Genomic DNA, 749 nt, shown 5'->3' with positions numbered 1-749 from the left:
CAGGCCGGCGAAGAAGTTCCGGTACGCGGTGTCCAGGTCCCGCAGGGACTGCTGAAGGACGACCGCCGAGACCTCGCCGAGCCAGGCCCGCTCCGGGGTGTTCTTCGCCTCGGTGATCAGTTGCTTCGACAGGTCGCCGGTCTTCGGGAACGGCATGCCCGCGTTGCGGGCGGTCTCCCGCGCCCTGAGTGCGTCGTTGTAGACCACCCGCGCGCACCCGAACGCCCGTGCCAGCGCCGTGCGCTGACCGGCGCTCGGGTACAGGCGGAAGCTGTACCGAAGCTGCACGCGGATCATGCTACGCAGTTGGTTTATGGGTATCGATGAGAACGTTCGTGCAGGTCGTCACTGCGTTTTTCGCATGCATGTTCACTTGGTTTTCGTGACGAAGTACCGACACTCCGTCTTCGCCGGCCGGCACCTGACGCGTTGCGAGGAGATCATGCGGGCCGTGTGCGAGGACTTCGAGGCCGAGCTGGTCGAGTTCAACGGCGAGACCAACCACGTCCACCTCCTGGTGAACTTTCCGCCGAAGGTCGCCGTGTCCAGGCTGGTGAACTCCCTCAAGGGCGTGTCCTCTCGCCGCCTCCGCCAGGAGTTCCCCGACCTCGCCCGCCACTACTGGCGGGCACAGCGCCTGTGGTCCGGCTCGTACTTCGCCGGGTCCGTCGGCGGCGCGCCGCTCAGCATCGTGAAGCAGTACATCGAGCAGCAGAACCGGCCGCTCTGACCCTGGCTCAGGTGAACAG

At 66.0% G+C, this 749-nt stretch carries 2 protein-coding genes; one reads left to right on the top strand and one right to left on the bottom strand.

What is annotated here, in order from left to right:
• Positions 1 to 288 (bottom strand): helix-turn-helix domain-containing protein (locus tag IF47_RS0126720; RefSeq protein ID WP_157840078.1); only part of this gene is annotated, 288 nt, incomplete at its 3' end.
• Between the two features lie 25 nt (positions 289 to 313).
• On the opposite strand from IF47_RS0126720, the gene tnpA reads away from it, so the two are divergent.
• Complete coding sequence (gene tnpA / locus IF47_RS0126715) at positions 314 to 730, top strand: IS200/IS605 family transposase (protein WP_031511596.1); 417 nt, start codon at positions 314 to 316, stop codon at positions 728 to 730.
• The last annotated feature ends 19 nt before the right edge of the window (positions 731 to 749 follow it).

This window comes from Streptomyces megasporus, from assembly GCF_000718985.1.
GTDB lineage: Bacteria > Actinomycetota > Actinomycetes > Streptomycetales > Streptomycetaceae > Streptomyces > Streptomyces megasporus.
This window is presented reverse-complemented; position numbering and strand designations above follow the sequence as displayed.